The following is a 19,083-nucleotide window of genomic DNA, read 5'->3' as shown; positions in this document are numbered from 1 at the left end:
TACTTAAATGAGTGTTTATCAACGAATTTAAATTCTTAAGATTTCATAAAATTGAAGTATTCCAGTAGCACTTTATCGTTAATCTTTCTCGGTGTAAAAATTTCCAGGATTTTTGGTTGAACCGAATCGCTAAAAAAAGTTTTTAATTGCTCTTTTATTTCTTCGGAAGTTTCCGCAGAACGGTATTCAAAACCGTACATTTCACTTAACGATTTCGCCTGAAGCTGATGCGTGGTTTCAAAATAAGTCTCAAAATTCTCTGTATTCTTATTTCCGGGTAGGATTCTAAAAATCCCGCCTCCGTTATTATTCAAAATTATTATTCTAAAATTCTTCGGAATATAATTATTCCACAACGCATTGCTATCATAGAAAAAACTCAAATCTCCTGCTATCATTAACGTAGGTTCAGCATTTAAAGAAGCCGAACCAACTGCCGTAGAAATACTACCATCAATTCCGCTTGTACCTCGATTACAAAAAATACGCAAACTTTCCTTCCACTTAAACAATTGCGCATACCTAATCGTAGAACTATTACCAAGGTGTACAATATAATTCTCAGGCACCGCGGGAACAATTTCCTGCATCGCTTTAAGGTCTGAATACGGAATTTCGTCCATATACTCTTCGTGCCGAACCTGGCGCTTGCTTTTCACTTCCTTCCAGAACTTTCCATAATCACTTTCTACATTTTCGGTAAGCGAAAAGAAATGTTTAAAAAATGAATTTACAGTGGTTTCAAAATGCTTATTTAAGCAGAAAAATGTGTTGTAGGCTTTTTTAGAATCGATATGCCAGTGTTGTTGGGGCTGGTAATTTCTTAAAAATGCTTTAATCTTTTTTGAAACGATCATTCCGCCAAAAGTCAGTAATATTTCCGGCTGAAGCGTTTTGAATAATTCTTCCCGATTTTCATCTTTTTCAATCGGGCCTATAAGAGTATCAATTCTCGTAAAAAATTCAGGATGATTTAAATTCGAGGTGGTTTCAGTAAGCACAATAACCGAATCGTCTTTGGCGAGTTTTTCCAGAAATTCCTGTTCCACTGCATTAGGTTGCGCCACTCCAACAATTACCATTTTCCGCTTTGCTCTATTCCAAAGCTCGGCATAACCGCCTAATTGACTTTCGGTATAGGTACGTTCTTTAATTTCTGGCAGAATCTGTATGGGATTTACCTCAACATTCTCTACCAAATCGTACAAAGGTTCATAAAAAGGAACATTAATATGAACCGGTCCCTTCTCTTCTATCGCTTTGTTTAGCGCCAGATTGACTTCCCGCTCGTTATGTTTTTGCGATTCAAATTGTTTTTGCTGAAGTTTTTTATCGGTTGCTTCAGAATCTAAAACTAATTCTGAATGCAAGTTCGCCGAATATAAAATATGGTTTTCAAATACGTTTTTCTGCCTAATTGTTTGTCCGTCGCCAATATCTATACGTTCAATAGGCCGGTCTGCCGAAATAATTACCAGCGGAATATCACTATAAAAAGCTTCGGCAATCGCCGGATAATAATTTAGCAATGCAGAGCCCGAAGTACAAACCAGGGCCACCGGTTTTTGTAATTGCTGCGCCATTCCTAAAGCATAAAAAGCAGCGCATCTTTCGTCTACAATACTGTAAGGCTTAATATCGGGATGGTGCGTAAAACCAATGGTTAAAGGCGCATTTCTAGAACCGGGAGAAATTACTACGTGATTTATATTTTTAGCAACGCATAGCGCTACAATAGATCTGGCAACAGGTATTTTGGAATATTTCACAAAGTTTATTTTTCAAACCAGACCTCACAGGTTTTGAAAACCTGTGAGATCTTTATTTTTAACCCCGTCAACCTAAACTTGATTCAGGTTCTAGGTTGAACGATAACATAGATTCTGAAATAATCCCGAAGCATCGGGACAGAGTAACGAGAAATTTTACATTAGAACTAGTAGATTTTTCAACCTTATTAGTTAATTTGAATAGCTCAAAATTACAATTTCAAAAGGATTTCCAGTGGAGGTTTTGACCTTATTTAACAAGTACCGATTTTATGGTATGCGATTTATTTACGGTTTCCTGCCATTCATCGGCAGGATTGGAATCTTTTGTAATCCCACCACCAATAAATAACCTGGCTTTTCCCGCTTCCAGTTTCATGCAACGTAGATTTACAAATAAGGAAGTTTGTTTCAGGATGCTTCCATAAGCTTGATTTTCCTGGTTTCTGCGATTGTTATTTCGCTTTACCTCCTTTTTCATATTCAATTCTCCTAAAAAGCCCGAATAAAATTCGCGATCATAGTCTTCATTTTCTAAAATAAATTGTTGCGCCATTTTCTTCGGAAGTCCGCATACGGCTGGAGTTGGGTGTAAGGCTAAAATCAAGCTTTTAAGGCTTGTTTTTTTTTCCAGATTCAACATTCCCGTTATATCGGTTTGCAAATGCAGCAAATTACCGGCTTTAGATGTATATGGCTCTGATTTATGAATGGTGCCCGAAACTTTATGTTCGAGATTTTCCAAAATCGAATCGGTAACAATTTGTTGTTCTTCAATTTCTTTTTCTCCCCAGTTAACAGACGAAGTTCCCTTAAAAGCCTGGGTTCCCGCCAGGGCCATAGTTTTAAATTTATCACGCTCTACGTTTAAAAGTGTTTCTGGTGTGGCACCAAGCCAAATCCCGGTTTGGGGATGAAACCAGAAATACACAAAAGCCGTTTCATATTTTTTAAGCAAATTCTTAAAAATATCCAGGGCATTGAGTTGGGTTTGCACATCTTCTTTACGGGACAAAACTACTTTTTTCAATTCTCCCTCTTCTATGACTTCAATCCCCTTTTGAACCAATTTTTCGTGCTTAATTTTCGCTTCATTATTGGTATAAGCCGGGGGAAATGCTGTGTTTTCTTTCTTTACTCCTTCTAAATTTTCAGCCGGGTATTCCGCAGTAATAATTTCGGCATTTTCTGAGGGAATCAAAAATGTATTTTCAGCATTTTTAAAAGGCGAAAATATAAATCCGTTTTCGGTGAAATTACTGGTTTTATAAATTTCAGCTGAATCCTGAAGCAAAGCTTTGGTTAACCCATTCTTTGCCTTAGGATTTCTATAGGCTACAAAGGGATTTCCGCTTTGAATTTGTGCATCTAATTTTGTGAAAAATTCGTCGCTCATCATTTTTTATTTCTTTTTTGGCAAAGCTATGGTAGTCAGTTTTACCATAGAAATCAGGTTATCGGCTTCGTCGGTAATTTTTATTTCGCACAACTGCGTTGTTCGGCCTTTATGAATAAATGAAGCCCTGGCAAACACAAAACCTTCAGCAATACTTTTTAAATGATTGGCCACACTCATCCGAAAGTTTTTGACTTTAAACCTAAAACCTTCGGCCACCCCTATTTTCAGGCTTCAATTAGGGCTAATGGGAGAAAATAAGTCTGGATCTACCCTATAGTGGAGTTTGGTCTGACCCCTTATTCTTTTCGCCCCTTCTCCTACGGTATTGCAGGCATAATCGAGGGTAAGATAAAAACATAGACAGATCCTGATCTTTTCCACGAAATTGGAAAATGCATGTTCTTTTTTGGCTATTGTCCTCACAATTATCTGGAGCAGCAAATAGGTTATGAGCGCGATGTATATTTGTGATTTTACGGCGTTCTCACTGGTTCCAAGGAAGGTCTTTATTTGGAGGTTCTGTTTTATCGCCTTAAAAAAAAGTTCAATATCCCATCGTTTTTTATAAAGGTCCGCGATGGTCCTGGCGCTCCAATCCAAGTTGTTGGTGATTATTTCTATCACTTTGTTCTCGTCCTGCTTATAAACGTGCACCAACCGGAGAGGGTGTTCCGCAATGCCTGTTTCCACGGCCTTCTTGCTTGGTAAAACGATGATCTCGTCTTTTAGGATATCCTGATCGCTACCTTCGGGGAGCTCCAGTTCTTCCAAGGTTTGATAGACCGTATTGATCTTGATGCGAGTGACAAAAACATTTTCTGCCGCGATCCTCTGGCGCATCAACAGAAAATCGAAGTACGCCCTGTCCTCCACGATGACCGTTCCCTTTCGGAAAACGGATTGGGCCAGTCCTTTGCTGTCATGGAGCTTTGCCTCTGTTATATTGACCATATCGGGGATCATCATGGCATCGTCCCAGCAGGTATGTATTTTTATACCTCCTTTAGCTGTCCGAAACTTTGCCCAATCGAACATGGACAGACATAGACTGATCGTGGTGCTGTCGATCAATTTTATGTCACGGTCTTTGATTTCCTTGATTATATGAGACTGTCCGTGCTTCGACAATAGTCGGCCATAGTGCCCTAACAACCGGTAATATAAGCTCTCGAAGACTTTATAACTCCTCTTTTTGTTGCCATCGCTCATGGTAGAACGCGCTGGGCTCTGCTCAAGACCCAAATCCGAAATAAATGTTTCGCTGACCCCGATACCAGTGGAAATGTCACTAAGAGTGTAGCATTTATTCAGCTGTCCGAAAGTTTGGGCAACGAATTGATCGTAGGTCTTATATCTGCTGCACCCCTTGTCGCCATTGTGCTCATCGGCACAACGCGTGAGCATCCAGCGAGGACATAGGTCAATTATTTGTCGAAGAAGAGGTTTGTTTGTATTTTTAGTGCGCCTGAAGAGTCCCATAAAAATTATTTTTTTTGTCCAAAACAAAAATAAGGGATTCTCAGGCTATTTTATTTTTCAACTTTCGGATGGTTGTGAAATTTGCACTAAGAATGAATCTTAATTTCCCATCATCAAACCATCTTTAGTTTCTCCTTCTCCCCTTTCAATATCGAACTCCGCCCATACAGGAATATGATCTGATATTCTTCTGGCAGAAACCATATCAGGAAAACTTCTGTAAAAATGTACTACTCCGGTATTCAGCACTTTTAGCTTTCTTGAATTATAAAAAATATTATCAAATTCAGATGCCAGGCATTCTTCTCCCACACATTTCATTTTCATTGTGGTCTTTTGGTTTTCCAGAACCGGTTTGTACCCAAGCTTTTTGAGAGGATTAAATACCGTATGACGTTCCGGAATATTAAAATCTCCTAAAAAGATCAGGTTCTTATCAGGATATTTCTCAGGAAAAAACTTGAAAAATTTAATTTCGGTCTCAGGTTGTTTTTTTTGTGGAATTGCATGGAAATTAACAAGAGTAAAAATCTTATCCTTATAATCAAATTCCGAAATAAAAGGTTCGCGATCTATTTGGTGCAAATAATTCTGGTCTAGCCAACCACGCCTAACTTCTTTAACTTTAGAGGTTTTCCAAATGTAGGCATAACGTTCGGTGGCATATGGAGTACTCTCGGTAGGATCGCTAATCATATAATCCCATTTCGCGCCTTTCCTGTTTAGGGCATCAACAAGCCTCGCTATTGCCTGAGGTCCTCCGTAGCCCGCCACTACTTCTTGAATGGCAATTATATCAAAATCCTTCAAAGTACCCGCCACAAAGGCGATCTCTGCTTGTGATTTGGTTTTACCGAAATTCTGTAAGTTCCAGGAAGATATCTTTATCTGAGCAACAAGAACACTCTGGAAGAACAGTGCTATTATTAATAGGAAAGTAATTCTATTCAATACTTATAAAATTTAGGTTCAGTTGTCAAATAGGCTTTATTAATAAACTAAGAAAAAGAATTCCTTTTCCTGCTTTTTCTTTTGTGTAACTGGTGAGGATAAACATCAAAGTATTATTCTCAAATTCTATAGATTCTAATCAGGCTAAGTTACTGATATTATATTTTGATTACAGATGGTCAGGCTCATTATAGACCTGAAGTATACTATCCAGTTGGACCTGAGAAAAGTAAATTAAAACATTACGGAAAGCCGTAATAATATCCCGTTTAAGCCTGGTAAATTAGCTTCAAAAATAACTCTATTCCCTCCTATCAGGTGAAATTCAATTTTTAGAAAATGGACGATTCCCGCGAAATAACAAATCTAACTTATAAGGTCTTTCAAGAGGTTCATAACCTGAATTCATCTAAAGAAATGAAATTTGAAGAAGTAAAATCTAAAATTGAGATAATTTCCGCTAACATTATTCAAGCTGAAGAAAAAGGCCTAAATGATCTAACCGATATAGAATTGCAGGAAAACATTATGAGAGAATTAATTTTCGATTACTGTGTTGCAAAAAATTATGAAGTAGACGAGTTTCCTTTTAAGCAATTTAAAAAAATAGAAAATAATGAGCCCGGTTATGATGAAGATTACTTCAGCTGGCAACATACCGAGTATTACCTTGACAAACTAACATTGGAAAAAAAGGACATTTTTGAATTACGAAAAATTGCCCTACAAAAATATTATCCTAATTGTAGCTCACAAAAGATCTATGAACACGCGAGGCTTTGTATAAAGCTGGCAGATAAAGAAAATTTCAGTTTTGATGTAAGTCACGAAGAGATTGAAGAGGCAACAACATACGTAAAACCAGAGCGACCAAAATTACCCTAGTTTTCCTTAGAATATATTTGAGTCTCCTCCCACCTTTCAATTTATGAATTGAAAAATATGATAATTCTCCTAAAGGCGTCATATTTTGACGCCTGGCTGACTTATTTTGGTACTTCTAAACAACGGTGATGAGAAAATTAGAAATAACACTTTCCGAAGAACAGTATCAACATATTCAAGAGGAGATCAATTATGGTGGTAGAACCATGTTGGAAGAAGAAACCCTGGGAGGTTTCGACCTCACTCTTCACGTAGGAGTACCTAATATTTATACTTACCTGGAGATGAATTATATTAATAAAATAGATCTGGGCGAAGTGGAATGGAGTTTTAAAACCCAACGTAAAAAAGCCTGATAGTATCATTGATAATATCAGGCTTTGAATATAAGTCAAATGACGATTAATCGTCTTTAACGTCGTATCTATCTAGCATCATCACTTTATCCCATGCTTTCACAAAATCTTTTATAAATCGTGCTCTTCCATCTTCAGCACCGTATACTTCAGCAATATTTCGCAGCTGAGCATTAGATCCAAAAATCAGGTCACAACGGGTCGCCGTATATTTAATATTTCCGGTCTCTCGATGCTTAATATCAAAAAACATTTCTTTTTCATCTTGTGGGACCCATTCGTAATCCATACTTAAAATTACCTTAAAGAAATCGTTGCTTAAAGTTCCTGGACGATCTGTGAAAACCCCGTGTTTAGAGTGATCAAAATTTTGATCCAGAACTCTAAGTCCAGCAGTTAGAACCGTCCATTCCGGTGCATTTAGCGTAAGTAGCTGTGCTCGGTCCAGGAAGATTCTTTCAGCAGGTAAGTGATATCCCACTTTATCGTTATGGTAATTTTTAAAACCATCTGAAACCGGTTTCAGCCAGTCAAAACTTTCCACATCGGTCTGCTCCGGCGTGGCATCTGTACGGCCTGGAGTAAAGGGTACATGTACACTAAAGCCGCCATCTTTAGCAGCCTTTTCGATAGCTGCGCAACCTCCTAGTACTACAAGGTCTGCCAGGGAAACCTTTTTATTTTCAGACTGGTTCCCGTTGAATTCATCTTTGATAGATCTCAGGGTTGTCAGAACTCTATTGAGTTCATCAGGTCTGTTTAGATCCCAGTTATTTTGTGGCTCCAAAGCGATACGAGCACCATTGGCACCACCACGTTTATCTGAATCACGGTAAATAGCCGCGGAAGACCAGGCAGCTGAAACCAGGGCAGAAACCGACAGGCCACTGTCCAGAATGTTTTGTTTCAAGCTAGCAATTTCTGCTTCCTCAATAAGATCGAAATCTCTTTTTGGTACCGGATCCTGCCAGATCAAATCTTCCTGAGGAACTTCTGGCCCCAGGTAACGATCTTTTGGTCCCATGTCTCTATGGGTTAATTTGTACCAGGCTTTTGAAAACGCATCGGTGAAATACTCAAAATCGTTTAGAAATTTTTCGCAGATTTCACGATATGCTGGATCTACTTTTAGAGCGAGATCCGAGGTCATCATCATTAAATCGTTCATCTTTCCTTCTTCGTGAGCATCTGGCGTTTTTGGCGCATCTGGATCTTTAGGGATCCATTGAACCGCTCCGGCAGGACTTTCAGTTTTTTCCCATTCAAATTTGAAAAGGTTGATCAGGTAATTATTATCCCAGTTTGTAGGATCTGGCGTCCAGGAGCCTTCAATCCCATTAGTCATGGTATACTTTCCAAAACCTGTTCCTTCAGGATTTTGCCAGCCCATTCCCATTGCCTGCAAAGGTGCCACCTCTGGTGCCGGGCCTATTTTTTCTGCATTTACCTTACCGTGACTTTTTCCGAAGGCATGTCCACCCGCAATCAATGCAACGGTTTCCTCATCATCCATCGCCATTCGTTTAAAAGATTCGCGTATAGCCATTGCAGAATCCATAGGTTCGCCATTACCTCCTGGACCTTCAGGGTTTACATAGATCAGAGCCTGGTGAGTGGCCGCTAACGGATTTTCCATATCACGATCTGGATCTGAAGGTTCTCCCTTCCATCTTAAATTCTGGCTTACCATTTGTTCCGGATGCCCGTCGTAATATTCACCTACTTTAGATTCTTTAAAGGGTTTACCATTCCAGAATTCAGGTCCCCAATAAGTACTGCGATCGGGTTCCCAGGCATCACGACGCCCACCTCCAAAACCGAATGTTGGGAAATTCATGATCTCCAAAGCACAGTTTCCGGTAAGTACAATAAGATCTGCCCAGGATAGAGAAGCTCCATATTTTTGTTTAATAGGCCAAAGCAGCCTTCGAGATTTATCGATATTTCCATTGTCCCACCAGGAATTAAGTGGACCAAAACGCATCATCGCCTGGCCTGCACCCCCACGACCATCTGCAATACGATAAGTCCCGGCTGAGTGCCAGGCCATACGAATCATTTGAGGGCCATAGTTATTATAATCTGCCGGCCACCAGTCTTTGGAATCGACTAGCATTGCCTTTATTTCTTTCTTGAGTTGCTGAAGATCAATTTTATTGAAAGCCTCTTTATAATTTTCGTCGCTTAAAGGGTTTGCAACGGGTTGTTCCTGGTGAAGCAATTCTACCTGTAATCGGTTTGGCCACCAGTCATCTAATTGCGGCGATTTACCTATCGCTCCGCCAACCCTTGTTCCTCTAAAAGGACACTGGGCCAGGTTTTCTGGATTATCCATGTTTTTCATAATAATAAGATATTGTTGGTTTAAAAATGAGTTTAATGTTGAATGGCTAGTATCTTTCCCGGTAACAAATTTTTAGCATTAAGTCTTGTAACCTGGCCTAATGATCCAATACCGAAGAGCTATAATGATCTTTTGATTAGATATTGAAAAAAGGAAGAAAAATGTAGTCGTAACTAACGTTTAATTCTAAAAGTATAATTTAGGAAGATGCTAAGTAAATAGAGTGTTTACAATCGTTAAACTTTTTTTAAAACATATAATTACACGAACGACATTAATTGTCGCCTTCTCTTCTTTTATTTGTTTCGAAGCTTTAACTTTATAAAATGAAAATACTTTACCTACACGGACTCAATAGTAAATTAAGTGACGAAAAAAGAGAAGTCCTGGAAGAATACGGCCAGGTTTTCGCTCCTGATATAGATTATTCAGATAAACATTTCCAGCCCGATCTTATCCTAAAGGAATTCCCGAATACAGAATTCAACGAAGTGATGGGAAGTAGTATGGGGGCGCTAAATGCTTACGCCATTTCAGAAATCATAGGTCGGTCGGCTTTATTGTTTAATCAACTCAGATTAAATTCCGGGAAGTAAAATTAAACTTTAAATTTACTCGTGGAATTTTACATTTTTACCGGGAGGTCTACTATGTCTTGAACTAAGCAATACTCTACAACCATCTTTTAATGAAAAATTTCACTTTTAATCTTATATTTCTTCTTCTAGTGATTTACCTTTAGTTTCAGGGAATAGTTTTATTACAAAAATTAGTTGAAACACCATTGCCACTGCAAAAAAGCCAAAAGCATAACTACCTCCATTAGGTAAACTTGCAACTATTGGGAATAACCAAGTTAAGGCAGCTGCCCAAAACCAATGAATGAAAGTCCCAAAAGACTGGCCAGAAGCTCTTACCTTATTTGGGAAAATCTCGGAAATAAATACCCAAATTACAGCTCCCTGAGAAAAAGCAAAACTTGCAATAAATACCAAGATTGGAATGATCAATAAACCTTTACCTATTTCAGGCTGGTTAAGAAAAAAGGTACTAAAAACTAAACTTATTATCATACCAATAGAACCCCATAGCATTAGCTTCTTACGTCCTATTTTATCAATTAGAGTCATTGCAAAAATGGTAAAAACCATATTAACAAACCCTACAGATGCCGCCTGCAAAAATGCACTGTCCTCGGCTATTCCCGACATTTCAAATATCCTTGGAGCATAATACATAATTGCATTAATCCCTGAGAATTGATTAAAGGTTGCCATTAAAAAGACGAGTAAAATTGGCTTGAAATATTTTTTCTGAAATAGACTTTCTTTTACCTTATCCTTATTTAAAGACCCTTTAATCTTTTCAAATGTCTCATTTGCTTTAAGATCTCCTAGCTCCCTAAGAGTTTTTAGACCTTCTTCTCCACTTCCTTTAATAATAAGCCAACGTGGACTTTTTGGAATAAAAAATGTAAGAATAAAGAAAAATAAAGCTGGAACAGCTTCAACCCCCAGCATCCATCTCCAGGCATCAACCGAAATTTGGATTTTTAAAAAATAATTAGATATAAAAGCTAATAGAATTCCAAATACTATACTAAACTGAAATAACCCAACTAACCTTCCTCTATGAGATGAGGGGGAAATTTCTGAAATATACATTGGTGCTATAACCGAAGATGCTCCAACCCCTAGGCCACCTAGAAATCTATAAAACAAAAATAGTTCCCAACTACTGGTAAAAGCGCAACCTAAGGCAGATAACCCAAAAAATGCACCAATAATCAATAAAGATTTTTTCCTTCCCCAATACTGGGCCGGAATAAAAGCAAAAATAGCTCCTATTATCGTCCCTATTAAAGCTATCGAATTGGTAAATCCATGGGATATTGCATTAAGATTGAAAAATTCCTTTAATCCCTGTTCAGCTCCAGAAATAACTGCTGTATCAAAACCGAATAATAAGCCTCCTAAACTCGAGACTATTGCCCCGGTTAGGAGTTTTTTGCTTAGGCCCATAAATCTTTTTTTCTACTCGTTATCTGTTTTAACAACACCTACCATACTGTCAGCTGTTCCATAATATAAATACCATTCATCTTCAAAATACACTAATCCCTCAATAAAAGTTGTACCGTCCTTATATTGTCCCGATTTTTCAAAAGGTAATTCCGGCTTTATAAAAGGTAGCTTTGTTCTAAGATGAATATGTCTTATATTTGTGTAAAACTATATAGATATGATACCTTCAGATTTCAGGGATTTTTTCGTTAATAGTCCAGCGACTGTTCAACAAGAGATAGTGGCTTCGTTGCTATCATTGTCTTTGCAAGAAAGTGAAGTAAAGGACAGCAACGAGGCAAAAGCAGTTACCTGTCCTCATTGCTCAGAAAAGCGTGTTCGTGCCAATGGCAAGCTCAAAGGCGTTCAACGCTATGTTTGCAATGGCTGTAAGAAGAATTTCAGTGAGACCACAGGTAAGTTTTGGTATAATATAAAAAAGAAAGAGAAGTTAAATCGGTATTTATACTGTTTGTTGTCGGGCTACAGTATCAGGAAAAGTGCAGAAGAGACGGAGATATCAATTCAAACGTCCTTTGATTGGAGACATAAATTGCTCACGTCATTTTCCAGTGTTTCGGTAGAAGAGTTTCAGGGCATAGTCGAAAGCGATGACCTGTTCTTTGCCTACTCAGAAAAAGGAGGACGTCATTTAGGTAGAAAACCGAAAATGCGAGGAGAAAAAGCAAGCAAAGCAGGCATAAGTGATGAAAAAGTAGCTGTAGTGGCAACTTGTGATAGATCTGGAAACAAAGACTTTAAAGTGGCCACAAGAGGTCGTATCAGTAAAGAGGATCTGAATAGAATACTTAAAGGGAAACTTGATAAAGCTGACGTACTCTGCAGCGACAGCCATAGAAGTTATGGTGCTTTTGCAAAAGCCAACACAATTGCCCATAAAAAGTTCAACACCTCAAAGGGACAGCGAACCGTAGATAAGGTGTACCATGTCCAGAATGTAAACAATATGGATATGAGATTGAGAAAGTTCATGGATTCTTTCAATGGGGTAGCTACAAAATACTTACAGAATTACTTGAATTGGTTCTTGGTACTTGAAAAAATCAAGAACTCAACCAGTAAAATGGCAACAGTTACAGCCATTGCCTTTGCTTCAAATAGCGCATGGTACGAGTACAAACAACAACTATTCAATATGCTAATTAGAACTTAGCCTAAAAGGTTTGTCAGATCTATCTAATAGTTTCCAGGGTTCTTCAGAATCATATAAGGCCTGCCCACCTGTATAGATCCTATTACCTAAATGATCCACACCTATATTTTGCGAATTACCGGCATTATAGAGTACAACAATTCCATCTTCTGTTAAAACTGGAGGTGGTCCTGCTTCAACTAACCAGGAATCAAAATAGCCTGGTCGAGGACTTAACACTGGTGCAAGATTACCTTCATAATCCTCTACGGGCTCCCAGTTGACTAAATCATCGGAGCTGGCTAACCATATATGTGGTACTCCGTAATACATCCAATACTTTCCATTAATTTTAGCTGCCACTAACTTTCCATCCTGAAGTTCAGTAACAATTGCTCCTGATTTTGTTTCAGTGTCATGGTATTTTCCATCTTTCCATTCCTCGAATATAGGTCCTTGCTTTTCCCAATTCTTTAAATCAGTTGATGTAGCCACGGCCAACCTTGGATATTCCCTGTTCCATTGAGTGTAGGTAAGAACGTAAGTTCCTTCTTCAGTTTCTACTATCCTGGGGTCTTCTGTTCCTCCAGTCCATTCAAATTCTTTTTGACTGTCATCTGCGGGGTAAAAAATAGGCTCCTTCTTTCTTTCATATTCTTTTCCATCTGCAGATATTGCTAAACCTATTCTGGATGTATGTCCGCCAATTTCTTTTTCTCCTAATTTTTCTTCTGCCCTGTATAGTACGTGAATCTTATTATCCTTTACAATTGCTGCAGGATTAAAAGTTGCCATTGATTCCCATCTGATAACTTCACCTGTCATTGGATCTTCAAACTCACTTAAACTATCCTTTTGGATAATAGGTTTGGCCTCTTCAAACCTTTCAAAAGGTCCCATCATCCATTCCTTCTCGAGTTCTTCCTGACTATAACCTAATACACTAACCAGTAATGCAATTATTGTTGAAATAAAAAATTTATTCATTTTCATTTAAATTTATTATTAGTAACCTGGATTTTGTTCAATTTGACCTCCACTTCGATCAATCTCTCCCTGTGGAATTGGATATAAGTAATTATACTCCTGAAAATTTTTCCCCATTTCGGTTAAAACTTCATCTGCAATTCCCCAGCGCTTTAGGTCATTAATTCGGTGAGACTCAAAACCCAATTCCAACCTTCGCTCTTTATATAGAACTTCAAGTGCTTGTTCTTGAGATAAACCTGAACCGGAATACATTTCCAATTCACCGTTACTACCATCCAGGGACGGTGTATTCTCTGCCCGCATCCTAATTTGGTCTACTATTTCCAACCCAGCTTCAACCTGTCCTGTTTCGATCAATGCTTCTGCTTTCCATAGTAAAACATCAGCATATCTTATGTAAACTTTATTTCCAGGAGAATCATCATTCCCTTTATATTGGCTGTCGGTCGACCCTAGAAGTTTGTGCGGGGATTGAGTTTCTGTCTCAATGGTATATTCAAGTCGGGGATCGTCATCTTCAAAAGCATTTACAAAGTTCTCAGTTGGTGCCACAAAACCCCAACCCATCAATGCAGCTAAACCATTTCCTTTACTTGGGTTTAATTCCGCTCGGTGGTCATAAGCAAATATTACTTCGTCTTCCATGAATTCTTTTTCTACATCAAAAGAATCGAAATAATGATCATTTAAAGAATAAAATTCCAGGCTTGTAGCTCTTCAATATGGGCTAAAGACATCTCCCAATTTTCTTGAAATAAATCGACTTTTGCTTGCATCCCTTTTGCAGCCCCTATAGAAACTCTCCATGGTTCAGCATTACTGGAATATTTTTGCATCGGTAATAAACCTACCGCAGTTTCCAGGTCATTTTCAATTAAAGCAATTACTTCTTCCTCACTCGCCCGATTAGAAACTTCATAGGCAGCAGAGAAATCTTCCAGTGGTTCTGTTAATAAGGGAACCCCTCCAAAATGATTAAGCAAATCGAAATAATAAAAAGCCCTTAAAAAATAAGCTTCACCCAATAATCTGTCTTTGGTTGCAGCATCTAACCCAGTATCTGTAATGTCAGGGTTATTAAGAGTGTTAATGGCCATATTCGCCCTGGAAATGCCCTCATAATCATAGCTCCAGATACCATTAAAGGCCCCATTTATTGCGGTAAAATTAAAAGCTGCTACCTCATCCATCCAGGCCTGATCTCCATCAGGATTCCACTTTTTATTCATGTCTCCTGCAGCAATATCCTGAAGAATAAAATCATTTCTAAGTACTTTTCCTCCAGTCCAGTCCCATTCTCCAATAATATTTAAAGTATTGGAAAGTAACTGATAACTGGAATTCACTGAAGACGTAACTGAACTTGCTGTAGGCTCAGTATTAATCTGATCTCTTGTTATTAAACCAATGGGTTCTTCATTAAGTTCACATCCTAAAAGTACTACACTTAGTACTAAAAGGTAATATTTTGATATATTTTTTCATATTAGTAATTTTTTAGATTTTTTATAATGAAGCGTTAACTCCAAACATAAGTGTTAAGGACTGAGGGTAAGTTCCATAATCTATCAAAGCTGTAGATTCAGGATCTAATCCCGAATAATCTGTAACTGTGAAAATATTCTGTCCAGAAACATATAATCTTACATTGTCAATCCCTAAGCTTTCTTGCAAATTCAAAGAATAACCTAACTCCACATTCTTAAGTCTCAAATAAGAAGCATCCTCAACAAAAATATCCGAAACCCTACTACTTCCATTATCCGAAAAACTTACTCTTGGAATGCTATTGGTTGAACCTTCTCCGTCCCAGCTATTTAAAACCCTATCGGTATAATTGAATGGTCGTGTATCGTAATCAATAATTTTCTTCAAATCATTATATCGGTCTACCCACTAACTCCTTGAAAAGAATATTAAAATCAAAGGCATTATAATTGAAGCCCATACTAAGACCATAACTAAGTTTCGGGTTCGGGTTACCAATAAATCTCTATCATATCGTTTATTCTACCGTCTCCATTAATATCTCTAAACTTAATATCTCCGGGTTGCTGTGGAGGATTAGGTGTACCGCTTAAGTGTTCGGCAACTTCTTGCTCATTTTGATAGATACCTTCCTGAACAAACCCGTAGTAAGCATTTAAGGCTTCTCCCGGTTGGGTTCTAGTAACCATACCATCTATATATGGTAAATTGGGATGTAAGGAATTCACCTCATTATGCAGTGTGGCAAAATTTCCACTAATTTTATATTTAAAACTCGTTATCATAATTTCTATATGTTAAGCCAAATTCAAAACCACTATTAGTTACTTCCCCCGCATTTAAGAAAGTGGGAGAAACATCACCAACAAATTGTGGCAAGGAAATGGGTAATAAGATATCAGAAGTTTGCTTTTCAAATAATCCATTGAACCGAATAATCTATTGGCCATAATTCCAAAATCTAAACCTACATTAGTTTGAGTCGTAGTTTCCCATTTTAAATCCGGATTTCCGTAACGGTTTATTAAATATCTATCCGCATCTCTGCGGTATAAGGTTAAGTATGCAAAATTTGGTATTTCTTGGTTTCCTAATTGTCCCCAACTAGCTCTTAGTTTTAATTCGGATAGCCAGTCTAAATCTTGTGCGAATTCTTCTTCCGATATCATCCAACCTGCTGACATAGAAGGGAAATAGCCCCACTTATTTTCATCTGCAAATCTTGAGGATGCATCTGCTCTTAAATTTGCAGTTACCATATATTTATCCTGGAAAGAGTAAGTTGCCGACCCAAAGAATGAAAATAAAGACCATTCTTCAGCCAGACCCCATTCCAAATATCCTGTTCAGTATCACCAAAATCCATATAACGGAAATTTGGTTCAGTAAAGTCAAATCTTGTTCTTGAGGCATTCAGATTTGATAACGGCTTGTGATAAATTCAGATCCTACTAATGCTCAATAGTATGATCTCCAAACTCTTTCGAATAACTTAGACTGTTATTCCAAGGTCAAGGTAATATCCTCTCCTCTTACTTCACTTAAGCTATTGGGACGATTCTGTCTCCCGAGCCTCTATCCTGGCTGCACCGCCACCATCATCATCACCAAAGTTAACTCCAAAAGCTTTATTGTGAATGAAATTAATATCTGCTCCAAAATTAGTTCTGAACTTTAAAGCTTTATCATTCAAAAGCTATACTCTGCAAAGATGTTTCCAAAAGTCTTGAAAGTTCGGGCAGCATCATCTGTAAAATAAGCCAACGCAATTGGATTTTGTGAAAATTCATATTTGCTACTTTCATAGCTATCCGGTCCCTGAAAAAACGGTAAATCGGTAAACGGATCTTCCTCGGAATAGGTAGGGTCTGACGGATCTTTTCTTACCGGGATAATTGGAGGTCTTAAAAAAGCATGCCTAATAATTCCCGGCGAATCCCCACTGGAAGATATTCTGTCTTTATACTCATATGAAGCTTGAAGGTTAGCTCCCACTTTTAGTCTATCATTAAGGTTTGAATTCACATTGGACCTGAAATTAAACCTTCTGTATTGATCATTGTCATATACTACGGGACCATCTTGTCCGAAATATCCGGCTGAAAGAAAATAATCTGTATCTTCATTCCCTCCAGAAGCTGTAACCTGTGCGCTTTGTGTTCTCCCCAGCTCAAACAGTTCATCAAGATAATCTACATCAGCAAAATCAGATCTATTTCTATCTTCAATATAAGGATTAGTACCCTCATAACCAGCATTATCCCAAGCATTTTCTACAGTTTGCATATATTGCTCTGCATTAAGCATAGTGGGAAGATTTTGCACTTTTTGAATTCCGGTAAAATAACTAACTTGAATACCACTACGATCACTACCGTTTTTAGTTTCTATAACAATCACTCCTCCCGCAGCTCTTGAACCATAAATAGAAGCTGCAGAGGCATCTTTTAAAACTGTCATAGACTTAATATCACTTGGGTTCAGGAATGTTATCTCCCTAGTTGGTATCCCATCAACTACATAAAGTGGATTATTATTTCCAATTGTACCATTACCTCTAATTCTTACTTCTATATTATCCCCTGGAGCACCTGTACTTTGGGTAATATTTACACCTGGCACCTGTCCCTGTAAAGCTTGAGTTACATTGGGAACCCTTCTTGATTCTAAATCTTCAACATTAACAGAACTTAAGGCTCCGTAATTGTCCTCTCTTTTTGGGAAGTATAACCTACTACAATTAATTCATCTAACTGAGAAACTTCATCTTCTAAAGTAACATCTATGTTAGTTTCTCCGTTCACTTCAACTTCTGTTGTCTTAAAGCCAACGTAAGAAAAAACTAATATCGCATCTGAACCTGAAATTGTAAGACTATAATTTCCGTCAAAATCTGTTACTGTCCCATTATCAGTTCCTTTTTCAAAAACTGATACTCCAGGAATTGGAATACCATTTGCCGCGCCCGTGACTACTCCGGTAATTTCAGTTTGGTCTTCATTATAAATAAGTTCGTCTGAAATACTATTAAATGCTTGAGCCTGATAAGCCATTACAAGCATTAAAAATACCAGAAATTCACCTCCAATTTTCGTGACTTGTTTTCTCATATTGGTTAAATTAAATATTAGCGTAATCGTTGTAGTAAAATAACAATAAAACTTTAGTAAAACGTTTTACCTTGCAGCTAATAATTATGTTATTCTATATTACCAAATAAATAAAAAAAGATTGAAAATTTTAAAGAATTGAAAATAAGGGAGATTCCCCTATCTTAAGTAGAAACAGACCTATTTTTGACTAGTTCGATTTTCGATTAATAAGCTTTCCCTTCAAAACCTTTTGGTAGAAGACTTCTCTCGTTTCTTTTGTTTTCATTAATTGAAGAGTTCCTTTAATTAATTCATTAGCTAATTCGGGTACTGGTTGCGCTATTACACTTATTGGAGGAGTAAATAATTCAAAAATATCCCGATCATCAAACGAAATGATCGCAATATCCTCAGGAATCTTCAAACCTTTACTTTTTATCACTCTGAGACCACTTATGGCAAGATTATTAGTTGCAAATAAAATTGCATCAATTTCCGGATTTTGTGCTAAAAAATTCTTAATTGCTTTTTGCCCCTCTAAAGTTTTAATTTGATCGAATTTTATCAAAAGTGAATATTCCTGCAGCTGATAACTATTCATAGTATTTTTATATCCTTCTAATCTTTGGACCAATGGGGATAAATTAGATTCAATTCCTATAATGCGATTTTTCTTTTTCCGGAAGAATACAAAGACCTGGTAGCTTCCTCGGCTCCCTTATAATTTTCAAGAACTACATAATTGTGCTTAAAACTATCGAAATACCTATCAAACACCATAACCATTTGATGCTCCTCATAGATTAACCTTTTCAATTCATCTTCAAAGCCTTCAGGTGGGGTAATTATAAACGCATCAACTTGTCTATCTTTAAAAAGATTCAACAATTCAATTGCTCGCTCTTTTTTATTTTCAGTACTGCAATAAATTATCTTATAACCATTGTTAAAAGCGATCTCTTCCATTTGCTTTGCTATGGCAGAAAAAAATGGATCCGAAATATCTTCTGCCATAAAAACAATAGTTTTTTGATTTTCCTGTTCGTAAAGATTGCGCTGATGAGTTTGGTTTATATCCTACTTTCTCAATAAATCTTCAACCTTCTTTATGACT

Annotated in this window: 21 protein-coding genes and 1 pseudogene; 4 read left to right on the top strand and 18 right to left on the bottom strand. The window is 37.4% G+C overall.

What is annotated here, in order from left to right; genetic code table 11:
• Positions 1-35: 35 nt before the first annotated feature.
• The 5 genes and pseudogenes from menD to B5488_RS00060 form a co-directional block, all read right to left on the bottom strand.
• The gene (gene menD, locus B5488_RS00080) at positions 36-1,769 is read right to left on the bottom strand and encodes a 2-succinyl-5-enolpyruvyl-6-hydroxy-3-cyclohexene-1-carboxylic-acid synthase (RefSeq protein ID WP_079733422.1); all 1,734 of its coding nucleotides are present in this window, start codon (positions 1,767-1,769) and stop codon (positions 36-38) included.
• A gap of 250 nt (positions 1,770-2,019) precedes the next feature.
• A complete protein-coding gene (locus B5488_RS00075; RefSeq protein ID WP_079733421.1) occupies positions 2,020-3,168 on the bottom strand; it encodes a chorismate-binding protein in 1,149 nt (382 codons plus the stop codon).
• Between the two features lie 3 nt (positions 3,169-3,171).
• Positions 3,172-3,336: pseudogene (locus B5488_RS00070) on the bottom strand (PaaI family thioesterase); the annotation flags it as partial.
• A 63-nt stretch (positions 3,337-3,399) separates the two neighbouring features.
• Positions 3,400-4,647 (bottom strand): IS4 family transposase, encoded by a 1,248-nt coding sequence (locus B5488_RS00065; RefSeq protein WP_079736478.1) that lies wholly within the window; start codon positions 4,645-4,647, stop codon positions 3,400-3,402.
• Between the two features lie 99 nt (positions 4,648-4,746).
• The gene (locus B5488_RS00060) at positions 4,747-5,598 is read right to left on the bottom strand and encodes an endonuclease/exonuclease/phosphatase family protein (protein ID WP_231919775.1); all 852 of its coding nucleotides are present in this window, start codon (positions 5,596-5,598) and stop codon (positions 4,747-4,749) included.
• Between the two features lie 339 nt (positions 5,599-5,937).
• On the opposite strand from B5488_RS00060, the gene B5488_RS00055 reads away from it, so the two are divergent.
• Together B5488_RS00055 and B5488_RS00050 are read left to right on the top strand one after the other, a co-directional pair.
• Entirely contained in the window at positions 5,938-6,483 is a 546-nt protein-coding gene (locus B5488_RS00055) for a hypothetical protein (RefSeq protein ID WP_079733420.1), read from the top strand.
• A gap of 128 nt (positions 6,484-6,611) precedes the next feature.
• The gene (locus B5488_RS00050) at positions 6,612-6,839 is read left to right on the top strand and encodes a hypothetical protein (RefSeq protein ID WP_079733419.1); all 228 of its coding nucleotides are present in this window, start codon (positions 6,612-6,614) and stop codon (positions 6,837-6,839) included.
• A gap of 46 nt (positions 6,840-6,885) precedes the next feature.
• On the opposite strand, the gene katG is transcribed toward B5488_RS00050, so the two are convergent.
• The gene (katG, locus tag B5488_RS00045; RefSeq protein ID WP_079733418.1) at positions 6,886-9,183 is read right to left on the bottom strand and encodes a catalase/peroxidase HPI; all 2,298 of its coding nucleotides are present in this window, start codon (positions 9,181-9,183) and stop codon (positions 6,886-6,888) included.
• A gap of 326 nt (positions 9,184-9,509) precedes the next feature.
• Here katG and B5488_RS00040 point away from each other — a divergent pair, with 326 nt between their 5' ends.
• Positions 9,510-9,779, top strand: coding sequence for an alpha/beta hydrolase family protein (locus B5488_RS00040; RefSeq protein WP_079733417.1), 270 nt, complete (start codon positions 9,510-9,512; stop codon positions 9,777-9,779).
• 114 nt (positions 9,780-9,893) lie between these two features.
• Here B5488_RS00040 and B5488_RS00035 read toward each other — a convergent pair whose 3' ends face one another.
• A complete protein-coding gene (locus tag B5488_RS00035) occupies positions 9,894-11,204 on the bottom strand; it encodes a sugar porter family MFS transporter (protein WP_079733416.1) in 1,311 nt (436 codons plus the stop codon).
• A 220-nt stretch (positions 11,205-11,424) separates the two neighbouring features.
• Between B5488_RS00035 and B5488_RS00030 the strand changes: the two genes are divergently transcribed.
• Positions 11,425-12,420 (top strand): IS1595 family transposase, encoded by a 996-nt coding sequence (locus B5488_RS00030; protein ID WP_079733415.1) that lies wholly within the window; start codon positions 11,425-11,427, stop codon positions 12,418-12,420.
• Here the strand turns inward: B5488_RS00030 and B5488_RS00025 are convergent.
• From B5488_RS00025 to B5488_RS18240, 11 genes are all read right to left on the bottom strand, one after another.
• On the bottom strand, positions 12,406-13,392 hold the full coding sequence (locus B5488_RS00025; RefSeq protein ID WP_231919774.1) for a glycoside hydrolase family 130 protein: 987 nt from the start codon (positions 13,390-13,392) through the stop codon (positions 12,406-12,408). The two genes, B5488_RS00030 and B5488_RS00025, sit on opposite strands and share 15 nt — an antisense overlap.
• Before the next feature lie 12 nt (positions 13,393-13,404).
• Positions 13,405-14,034, bottom strand: coding sequence for a RagB/SusD family nutrient uptake outer membrane protein (locus tag B5488_RS18080; RefSeq protein ID WP_231919773.1), 630 nt, complete (start codon positions 14,032-14,034; stop codon positions 13,405-13,407).
• Positions 14,035-14,075: 41 nt separating this feature from the next.
• Positions 14,076-14,735 carry a RagB/SusD family nutrient uptake outer membrane protein gene (locus tag B5488_RS18075; RefSeq protein WP_231919772.1) on the bottom strand — a complete coding sequence of 220 codons (660 nt, stop codon included), beginning with the start codon at positions 14,733-14,735 and terminating at the stop codon, positions 14,076-14,078.
• A 160-nt stretch (positions 14,736-14,895) separates the two neighbouring features.
• Positions 14,896-15,264 carry a TonB-dependent receptor gene (locus B5488_RS18030; protein ID WP_197686281.1) on the bottom strand — a complete coding sequence of 123 codons (369 nt, stop codon included), beginning with the start codon at positions 15,262-15,264 and terminating at the stop codon, positions 14,896-14,898.
• Between the two features lie 104 nt (positions 15,265-15,368).
• Positions 15,369-15,662, bottom strand: a complete 294-nt coding sequence (locus B5488_RS18025) for a hypothetical protein (RefSeq protein WP_197686279.1) — start codon at positions 15,660-15,662, stop codon at positions 15,369-15,371.
• Between the two features lie 54 nt (positions 15,663-15,716).
• The gene (locus B5488_RS18020; RefSeq protein WP_231919771.1) at positions 15,717-16,136 is read right to left on the bottom strand and encodes a TonB-dependent receptor domain-containing protein; all 420 of its coding nucleotides are present in this window, start codon (positions 16,134-16,136) and stop codon (positions 15,717-15,719) included.
• Between the two features lie 287 nt (positions 16,137-16,423).
• Positions 16,424-16,570 (bottom strand): hypothetical protein, encoded by a 147-nt coding sequence (locus B5488_RS18015; RefSeq protein ID WP_197686275.1) that lies wholly within the window; start codon positions 16,568-16,570, stop codon positions 16,424-16,426.
• The gene (locus B5488_RS18010) at positions 16,567-17,622 is read right to left on the bottom strand and encodes a TonB-dependent receptor plug domain-containing protein (protein WP_197686316.1); all 1,056 of its coding nucleotides are present in this window, start codon (positions 17,620-17,622) and stop codon (positions 16,567-16,569) included. The genes B5488_RS18015 and B5488_RS18010 overlap by 4 nt, the downstream gene beginning before the upstream one ends.
• Positions 17,568-17,987 carry a carboxypeptidase-like regulatory domain-containing protein gene (locus B5488_RS18005; RefSeq protein WP_197686273.1) on the bottom strand — a complete coding sequence of 140 codons (420 nt, stop codon included), beginning with the start codon at positions 17,985-17,987 and terminating at the stop codon, positions 17,568-17,570. Before B5488_RS18005 ends, B5488_RS18010 begins: the two co-directional genes overlap by 55 nt.
• 190 nt (positions 17,988-18,177) lie before the next feature.
• Positions 18,178-18,624, bottom strand: coding sequence for a substrate-binding domain-containing protein (locus B5488_RS18245; protein ID WP_262507366.1), 447 nt, complete (start codon positions 18,622-18,624; stop codon positions 18,178-18,180).
• Positions 18,625-18,626: 2 nt separating this feature from the next.
• Positions 18,627-18,983, bottom strand: coding sequence for a type 1 periplasmic-binding domain-containing protein (locus B5488_RS18240; RefSeq protein ID WP_172839992.1), 357 nt, complete (start codon positions 18,981-18,983; stop codon positions 18,627-18,629).
• Between the last annotated feature and the right edge of the window lie 100 nt (positions 18,984-19,083).

Origin of the sequence: Salegentibacter salegens (assembly GCF_900142975.1) — a bacterium.
GTDB lineage: Bacteria > Bacteroidota > Bacteroidia > Flavobacteriales > Flavobacteriaceae > Salegentibacter > Salegentibacter salegens.
This window is presented reverse-complemented; position numbering and strand designations above follow the sequence as displayed.

Coding starts and splice junctions, on each gene's coding strand:
- B5488_RS00035 (WP_079733416.1), bottom strand. CDS start 11,204: ATGGGCCTAAGCAAAAAACTCCTAACCGGGGCAATAGTCTCGAGTTTA.
- B5488_RS18005 (WP_197686273.1), bottom strand. CDS start 17,987: ATGAGAAAACAAGTCACGAAAATTGGAGGTGAATTTCTGGTATTTTTA.
- B5488_RS18080 (WP_231919773.1), bottom strand. CDS start 14,034: ATGGAAGACGAAGTAATATTTGCTTATGACCACCGAGCGGAATTAAAC.
- B5488_RS00055 (WP_079733420.1), top strand. CDS start 5,938: ATGGACGATTCCCGCGAAATAACAAATCTAACTTATAAGGTCTTTCAA.
- B5488_RS00075 (WP_079733421.1), bottom strand. CDS start 3,168: ATGATGAGCGACGAATTTTTCACAAAATTAGATGCACAAATTCAAAGC.
- B5488_RS18240 (WP_172839992.1), bottom strand. CDS start 18,983: ATGGCAGAAGATATTTCGGATCCATTTTTTTCTGCCATAGCAAAGCAA.
- katG (WP_079733418.1), bottom strand. CDS start 9,183: ATGAAAAACATGGATAATCCAGAAAACCTGGCCCAGTGTCCTTTTAGA.
- B5488_RS18025 (WP_197686279.1), bottom strand. CDS start 15,662: ATGATAACGAGTTTTAAATATAAAATTAGTGGAAATTTTGCCACACTG.
- B5488_RS00050 (WP_079733419.1), top strand. CDS start 6,612: ATGAGAAAATTAGAAATAACACTTTCCGAAGAACAGTATCAACATATT.
- B5488_RS00025 (WP_231919774.1), bottom strand. CDS start 13,392: ATGAAAATGAATAAATTTTTTATTTCAACAATAATTGCATTACTGGTT.
- B5488_RS00040 (WP_079733417.1), top strand. CDS start 9,510: ATGAAAATACTTTACCTACACGGACTCAATAGTAAATTAAGTGACGAA.
- B5488_RS00065 (WP_079736478.1), bottom strand. CDS start 4,647: ATGGGACTCTTCAGGCGCACTAAAAATACAAACAAACCTCTTCTTCGA.
- B5488_RS18020 (WP_231919771.1), bottom strand. CDS start 16,136: ATGGTAACTGCAAATTTAAGAGCAGATGCATCCTCAAGATTTGCAGAT.
- B5488_RS00030 (WP_079733415.1), top strand. CDS start 11,425: ATGATACCTTCAGATTTCAGGGATTTTTTCGTTAATAGTCCAGCGACT.